The 7,326-nt window shown below is 43.4% G+C and carries 6 protein-coding genes; 1 reads left to right on the top strand and 5 read right to left on the bottom strand.

Going from position 1 to position 7,326, the window contains the following annotated elements; translation table 11 throughout:
* Window positions 1-95 precede the first annotated feature (95 nt).
* The 5 genes from ltrA to ACFFAP_RS33255 all read right to left on the bottom strand — a co-directional run bounded on the left by ltrA (window position 96) and on the right by ACFFAP_RS33255 (window position 5,503).
* Entirely contained in the window at window positions 96-1,892 is a 1,797-nt protein-coding gene (ltrA, locus tag ACFFAP_RS33275; protein ID WP_375515219.1) for a group II intron reverse transcriptase/maturase, read from the bottom strand.
* A 706-nt stretch (window positions 1,893-2,598) separates the two neighbouring features.
* Window positions 2,599-3,099 carry a molybdenum cofactor biosynthesis protein B gene (locus tag ACFFAP_RS33270; protein ID WP_375515218.1) on the bottom strand — a complete coding sequence of 167 codons (501 nt, stop codon included), beginning with the start codon at window positions 3,097-3,099 and terminating at the stop codon, window positions 2,599-2,601.
* A 178-nt stretch (window positions 3,100-3,277) separates the two neighbouring features.
* Window positions 3,278-3,619 (bottom strand): photosystem II reaction center protein Psb28, encoded by a 342-nt coding sequence (gene psb28, locus ACFFAP_RS33265; protein ID WP_375515217.1) that lies wholly within the window; start codon window positions 3,617-3,619, stop codon window positions 3,278-3,280.
* 104 nt (window positions 3,620-3,723) lie between these two features.
* A complete protein-coding gene (gene dtd / locus ACFFAP_RS33260) occupies window positions 3,724-4,176 on the bottom strand; it encodes a D-aminoacyl-tRNA deacylase (RefSeq protein WP_375515216.1) in 453 nt (150 codons plus the stop codon).
* Between the two features lie 211 nt (window positions 4,177-4,387).
* On the bottom strand, window positions 4,388-5,503 hold the full coding sequence (locus ACFFAP_RS33255) for a CobW family GTP-binding protein (protein WP_375515215.1): 1,116 nt from the start codon (window positions 5,501-5,503) through the stop codon (window positions 4,388-4,390).
* 247 nt (window positions 5,504-5,750) lie between these two features.
* Here ACFFAP_RS33255 and cysS point away from each other — a divergent pair, with 247 nt between their 5' ends.
* Window positions 5,751-7,244, top strand: a complete 1,494-nt coding sequence (cysS, locus tag ACFFAP_RS33250; RefSeq protein ID WP_375515214.1) for a cysteine--tRNA ligase — start codon at window positions 5,751-5,753, stop codon at window positions 7,242-7,244.
* The last annotated feature ends 82 nt before the right edge of the window (window positions 7,245-7,326 follow it).

Raw genomic sequence — 7,326 nt, 5'->3', positions numbered from 1 at the left:
AGTAAACTCAGCGAGTTCCTCACGAAACTCGCTGGTCTTCAAAACCGTGCTTAATAGTTTCCCATTACACGGCTCCTCAATGAATCGGCACATTGTCATGTGTACTTCACAACTGAACCATCCTCAGTTGTCTTTTCATCGTGGCAGTGTCTGTGTAATATCTGGAGATTTTTATATTCGTCTTTGCCTCCCAAACTTTTGGGGATTTTGTGGTCAATTTCCAGTACATCTGACTCTCGAAAGTACATTCCGCAGTGGGTACATTTCCCTTGTTGTGATTTTAGGAGTGTTGCCACTCTCATAGTCGTTTCGGGGTGTTTCCCCATTCTTGAACTCCAGTAAATTAGGTTGCCATCGTAAGGACTGGCATCGCCTTTGACTTTCACATGACGAACTATTGGCGTTTCGGAATGTGACCGTAACCGCATCGGGTTTTTACCCTCCTGCCTGGTTGCGAATACCCAATTATCACCACCAATGGTTTGCCAATATTTCTTTGACACCCATCCCCCAGATTTTTTGGGGTGGCGGCGTTGCGCCCAAGCCTTCAGCTTTGGATACATGAGATTATCTAAATCAGAAAAGATAACCTTACTTACCACTGTTGAGTAGTAGTTAGACCATCCTGTTATTACCGGATTCAGTCGGCTGATTAACGCCACTTGTGGTGCTGCTTTATGGTCACCGATGATACTTGCTACTCGGTCGTAATGTATCTTTTGCTTTTCCTTGCTTGGGGTGATGATTGTTTTGAAACCTTGTTTTGAGTGGTATTTACCCACTTTCCACTGCCTTATGTTAAAACCGAGAAAGTTAAACCCAGGCTTTTCTGACTCATACTCATTCCGAGTATGGGTTAAACGTGTTTTGGCAGGTTTCAATTCCAAGCCCATGTCTTTTAACCACTCAGAGATTATATCCCTGCATCTTTGGACAACGGTTATGTCTTTATGGAGAATCACAAAGTCATCGGCGTATCGGATAAGTTGAGGGCTTCTGAACTTTGTACCTTTTTTGTGATACCAAGTTTCCCTTCCATTTTTTGAAATTTCTGGGAAAGCCTTATTTATCCATTCTTCCATGCCGTGGAGGGCAATATTAGCTAATAGCGGAGAAATTACCCCACCCTGTGGTGTGCCCTCAGATGTCGGAAACAACTGCCTTCCATCCATCACCCCCGCTTTTAACCATGCTCGAATTTGTCGGCGGATGGTGGGAGATGTATTTAATTTTCTTAGCAGTGCTTCATGGTCGATTCGGTCGAAGCATTTCGCAATGTCGGCATCAAGCAAATATTTGCTTTCTTGCACTATTGCTTTGAATATGGCTTCAATTGCATCATGACATGAGCGCCCTGGTCTGAACCCGTATGAGTTAGGTTCAAATTGCGCTTCCCATTCTGGCTCTAATGCCAGCTTGACAAGTGCTTGTAAGGCTCGGTCGTTTATTACGGGAATTCCCAAAGGTCGTTTCTCATCCGTTCCTGGTTTAGGAATCCAAACCCGTCGTGTCGGTTTCACCTTTGAGTTAAGTTTTAATTTGGCAACCAGCTTTAAACGTGCTTCTGGGGATAATGATTTTTCACCGTCCACTCCTGCCGTCTTTTTACCTTGGTTGTCTTGTGTAACCCGTCGCACAGCGAGACACTTTGTACTCCAGGACTTCATCAACGTCTTTTGGAGTCTGCGAAGCGTTTTGACATCACCACGAAGAGATGCTTTGTAAATTCGTTTTTGCAACTTAAAAACACGTCGTTCTAGTTTACGCCAGTTGATGTGTTTCCATTCCCCCATCGATTCATTACTCAATACCTTCCTTTTTGGATTCTTCAAGGGAAGAAAACCGTTTTTGGTTGGTTTAAGAGCAATTTGTCGTGTATTAGACTTTTGCATTGCTACTCATAACTTTACATTCCAACTCACCGTAAGTCCGTCAGCATATCCTTGTCATTACAACAGGGCGTTCGCTTCTGACTCAATCTCTCCTATTCTTTGCATACAGTTAGCACTTGCTTGGTATCGACCTGACCAAGAGCAAAGATAGGTTACTTCGTTCCAAATAACCATTGTTAGAACCTTTAGAATGATGCTCTCCACCGGGTTTTATCGGGAGTGCAACTGGTCAACACGAGATTTGCCAGTCCCGTTATCCTTTGCCTTTTTGGCTCCAGCGCAATAAGCCTTATTTCGCTGGTTCTAAATTACGATGGTTCGGCGCATCTTTGCTTTCGCTATTCATGGGTTCATGCTCGAAGGGAACCAGCTTAGGCTACCAGTTTTACCTCCTTTTCATCCCGCTTTACGGATTGATGGCTAGTCGCTACCGTAGGGATGATGCTGTTACCGTTGCACCTACGGAGAGGGACTTTTCCTTAGTTTCCTTTGGAATCACCCTCATGGTTATTCAGTTATCATCTGAGAGAGATTAAAGTGCGAACTCCACCCATTAAGGGTTATCTCTCAAATGTCACTCATCCCTGAATATTTCTATTCATTTCGAGTGAACGAATCGCACCTAATGGCTTTAGACATGGGGGAAATCGAAGTCATTAGTCATTAGTAGTTTTTCACAGTCTTTCATGCTTTTTCATACTAATGACTAATTAGAAACCTGACTTACCAAGTGAGTGAGTTCGGGTAAAATCAACTTTTCCATGGCCAGTAGCACAGCATTACTGGAACCAGGAAGCGAGAAGATTAATTTATCTTGATAAATACCAGCAACAGCGCGAGAAGCGATCGCCCGCGAACCAATTTCTTGATAACTTAAAAAACGGAATAACTCACCAAATCCGGGTAAGGTTTTCTCTAGTAACTTTTCAATGGCATCATAGGTAGTATCTCTTGGTGCAATGCCTGTACCACCAGTGAAAATTACAGCATTCAAATTTGAGCTTTTACCTAGATTTTCTATCTGCTCTTGAATTTGTGTTGGTTCATCTTTGATAATTGTGTAGGCTCCTATAGTATGGTTAGCACTAAGGAGTAACTGCTGAATTAGCTGGCCACTTTTGTCTGTTTCAAAAGTGCGTGTATCGCTGACAGTAACCACAGCACAAGTTACCGTAATTCTAGGCGAGTCTGGGTGGGGTTGTGGCATTATAGCTCAGTCATGAACTTTTGATCGTGGATAATTGGGCATGGCGAATGGCACATGGGCATGACAATAATTACCGATGGCCCCATGCCCAATGCTCTATGACGCCAGTTGCTTCAACGGATAGCGCAGCGTTAGCGAGTCCTCAAGCGTCGGGAACCTCCGCAACGCACTGGCTCCCCTATGCCTCCTTTTTGCTCAGTCCCAGATCGTTTTCTTCAGCATATCGCTCCATGAAGCGCATAAAGCGATCCCATTCTTGGGCAGATTTCATCACGTAAAGTGCTTCTAATGCTTCCGGTTTCCCGTTGATAAATTTAGCTTTAACTTCACGGGTAATTATCTCTCCTTCTTGGTCAATCAGGTACATCCCGGTAATATCCTCGGTGCTACCTTGATCTAAAATCTTTGGATTAGTAAAAATAAACGTCGCTGTGCCACTTTCACCAGTGCGCGATCGCGTCAAGCGCACCTCTGGAATTACCTCTTCGTCAAGACCTCTAGAAAACTGGATTTTCGTCATGATGAATGAATTTAAACTTTTGTGATGGTTAATTTAATATTCTCTCATCAATTAGAACACCAAGGTACAGAGGCTACTGTTCTTCATTTTTTTGGTATATATACTTAAATTGCTTCTTTTTCAAGTAACAAAGTTACTGGGCCATCGTTTTCTATTGTAACTTGCATCATTGCACCAAATTGACCTGTTTCCACTTGCAAACCGCTAGTTTTTAACTTGGTAACAAAACGATTATAGAAATCTGCTGCTGATTGAGGAGCGGCTGAACGGTCAAAAGAAGGACGGCGACCTTTGCGACAGTCACCATAAAGGGTAAACTGACTGACTACTAATAAATCGCCGCCAATTTCTTGTACAGATTTTTGCCAGCGATCGTCTCCTTCCTCGCCAGGAAACAGCCGTAATTCCAAACACTTACGCGCCATCCAGTCGATTTCAGCATCAGTGTCGGTATTGGCTATGCCTACGAGCAAATTTAGCCCCCGCCCAATTTTGCCGACAATTTCACCATTAACTGTAACTTGAGATGATTTGACTCGCTGGATAACAACGCGCATTTTAACTAATTCGTAATTCGTAATTATTGGTGAAACACTCGCGCGTAAATGCAGGGGAGTGAGGAAGCGATCGCTATTATCTCATTTTCATTGTTCAAAATTGATGGTGGAATCATTGGAAATGCATTCCCAGGTTCTACCTGGGAACGAATATTTAACTCCTAACTCCTGTACAGACAGACGCGATTAATCGCGTCTCTACTCCTAACTTTTACTTGCCAAACCCTTTAGCGCGAGACTTTGAAGGTAGACAAATGCAGTTTTCGAGTTGACTAATTAAAGCCTCACGATCCAAATTTTGACCAATCAGCACTAGCTGGTTTTTCAATTGACCTTGCCATTCATCATCATCCAAGGTGAAGCGTTTACCGCAAAGGTGGAAAATATGACGCTTCGGACTTTCATCAAACCACATAATCCCCTTCGCTCGGAAGATATTTGAGGGTAGCTGGTTATCTAAGAAATACTGAAACTTCCTAATAGAAAAAGGCTTGTCACTTTGGAAAGATATGGAAGTAAAACCATCATTTTCTAAATGGTCAGAATGATGGTGATGCTCGTGATGGTCATGGTCATGGTCGTGATGATCGTGACCGCATGTTGAGTGATCATGATCATCATGATCGTGATGTTCATGATCGTGATGGTCGTGTTGATCCACCACTGTGTCAAAATATTTATCAGATTCAAACAGACCAACACTGAGAATTAACGGAAGTGGCACTTGCGATCGCGTGGTGCGGAGAATTCTCGCTCCTTCCTTAACTTCGTTAATTTTTGTTTCTAACTCATTCAAAGTGGCTTCATCAACCAAATCAGTCTTGTTCAGTACAATTACATCACCATAAGCAATCTGGCTGTATGCCGCCTGAGAGTTAAATAAATCTAGGCTGTAATTTGCCGCGTCTACTACGGTAATAATCGAATCCAAGCGAGTTAAATCTCGCAATTCTGTGCCCAAAAATGTTAGAGCTACTGGTAGCGGATCTGCCAATCCAGTTGTTTCCACTACTAGATAATCTAGATTTTCTTGGCGTTCTAAAACTTTGTAAACTGCATCTACTAAATCATTATTAATAGTGCAGCAAATACAACCATTATTTAGTTCCACCATGTTCTCACCAGTGGAAACAATTAGCTCGTTGTCGATGCCAATTTCGCCAAATTCATTCACGAGAACGGCGGTTTTCAAACCCTGTTGGTTGTTGAGGATATGATTGAGTAAAGTCGTCTTGCCACTACCGAGGAAACCCGTAATAATTGTTACTGGCATTCCTTGTTTGGGCGTATCCATTGCCGAAGATTCGGGTGTAACTGCTGATTGCATAGCGCTGTTATCAAATAGTCAAAAAATAGTAATGTAGCGCAGATAGTCCAGAAAACACTAGCGCCGCTACGCAAAAGTCACGCATTCAAAAGTCAAAAGTCAAAAACCCTTGATTTCTGGGCTTTCGAGATTTTGTCCAATAGTATGCTGATTTTTGCCGTGACGTACTAGCATAGGGATGCTGGACTGTCATCCCAGCTGCTTTACCCTATTATTACGTATCTTCTTATTTCAGCATTACTCTGTTATGACCCTAACCCTTTACAATACCCTCACCCGTCGTCAAGAACCGTTTGAAACAGTCGAACCAGGCAAGGTTAAGATGTATTACTGCGGCGTGACGGTATACGACTACTGCCATTTGGGTCATGCTAGAGCTTGCATCGTTTGGGACGTAGTGCGCCGATACCTCCAGTTTATCGGCTATGAAGTGCGATATATCCAAAATTTTACTGATATTGATGACAAGATTCTCAATCGAGCCTGTGTTGAACATTCATCAATGGAAGCTGTAGCCGATCGCTTTATCAAAGCATATTTTGAGGATATGGCGCGGTTGGGAATCAAAGAAGCTGATGAATATCCCCGTGCTACCCATACGATGAATGGCATTCAACGGTTAATTCATGAGTTGGAAAATAAAGGTTTTGCCTACCCTGCTGACGGCGATGTGTATTATGCAGTACGGCAGTTTGCTGAGTATGGCAAGCTTTCGGGACGCAAATTAGAAGATATGCAAGCCGGGAAAAGCGATCGCGTCAATGTAGAAGATCCAGAATATCAGAAAAAGAAAGACCCCTTTGATTTTGCTTTATGGAAGGCAGCAAAACCGGGAGAACCTGCTTGGGAATCACCTTGGGGCGCAGGTCGTCCAGGGTGGCATATAGAATGCTCGGCAATGGTGCGCGATCGCTTGGGTGATACCATAGATATTCATGCTGGTGGTGCTGACTTAATTTTTCCTCACCACGAAAACGAAATTGCCCAATCAGAGGCTGTAACAGGAAAACCCCTAGCACGTTACTGGTTACATAACGGCATGGTGAAGGTAGATGGTGAAAAAATGTCTAAATCTTTGGGCAACTTTATCACTATTCGAGAATTGCTGGATCGAGGAGTTGACCCGATGGCAGTGCGGTTGTTCGTACTGACCGCACAATATCGCACACCCATAGATTTTACCGATGAAGCGATCGCCGCAGCAACCAACGGTTGGCACACCATTAAAGAAGGTTTACTTTTTGGGCATCAATACGGGAAAAAACTAGGTTGGGATTTAGGGACTGGGGACTGGGGACTAGGGACTGGGAATATCCCAATACCCAATACCCAATACCCAGTACCCAATCCCGATATTAAACGTTTCCAAGAAGTTGTAAATAACGACTTTAATTTTCCTGGTGGGTTAACAGTGCTGTTTGAATTAGCCAAAGAACTGCGCCGTGAAGGAAATATTATTGTGCATGAAGGGAAAACCGAAACTTCCCCTGATGAGTTAAAGCGTCAATGGCAAACTCTCGTCACATTAGCTGGAGTTTTAGGTTTAGAAGCCAAGATAGAAGCGGAACCTGACAAGAGTAGTGGTTTAAGCGATGCGGAAATTGAAGCAAAAATTCAGCAAAGGCAAGAAGCACGTAAAGCCAAAAATTTTGCCGAAAGCGATCGCATTCGTGACGAACTCCAAGCAGAAGGTATTACGCTAATTGATAGCCGTGATGGTACACGCTGGCATCGGAATTAGGGAGTAGGGAGTAGGGAGTAGGGAGTAGGGAGTGGGGAGTAGGGGGAAAATTCCCCATTCCTCATTCCCCATTCCCCATTCC

It is taken from the genome of uncultured Nostoc sp. (assembly GCF_964245575.1).
Lineage (GTDB): Bacteria > Cyanobacteriota > Cyanobacteriia > Cyanobacteriales > Nostocaceae > Nostoc.
This window is presented reverse-complemented; position numbering and strand designations above follow the sequence as displayed.